General features: G+C 68.0%; 1 protein-coding gene. It reads right to left on the minus strand.

Annotation, left to right across the window (positions count from 1 at the left end):
* A partial coding sequence (locus tag NS355_RS17970) for a hypothetical protein (RefSeq protein WP_209445141.1) occupies nt 1-571 on the minus strand: 571 nt, incomplete at both ends.

The raw sequence follows: 571 nt of genomic DNA on the forward strand, positions 1-571 counted from the left end.
CATCCAGCCCGCGGAACTGGTTCTGCGCGCCCTTGCCGACCACGATCTCGCGCAGGCCGGTGCCGAAGCGCCGGCCATCGACGATCTTAACCTTGTCGTGCACCGCCCAACCCTGCTCGCCGACGCCGCGGAACTGCGCATTCACGTCGGTGCCGTCGGACTTGGAGACCAGGTTGACCACCTGCGACAGCTCCGGCGAGATCATCGCGCGACCCTGCACGTCCTTGGCGATGCCGGGTAGCGCGCTGACCAGAGGCACCAAGTCGCGGGTGATCACTGAGTTGGTCTCCGCCTGCGAACCGCCGCGCAGCACGATCGCCGTGGTGTCGTCGCCGGTGCTGTTGAGCGTGACTTCAAAACCGCGTCCCATCGCCAACATCGCCACCAGCACGCCGACCACACCGGCGATGCCGACCACGATCACCGAACTCGCGCCCCAGCGCTGCGGAAGGCTGGCGATGCCGATGCGCGCGGCAGCCAGCGATAGCCGACCGCTGCGGGTCAGCAGCAGCCACAGCATTAGCGCCACAGCCACCGCCAGCACGCCGATCCATGGCAGCGCGATCCACAC

This window comes from Sphingomonas yabuuchiae, from assembly GCF_001477495.1.
Classification (GTDB): Bacteria; Pseudomonadota; Alphaproteobacteria; order Sphingomonadales; family Sphingomonadaceae; genus Sphingomonas; species Sphingomonas yabuuchiae_A.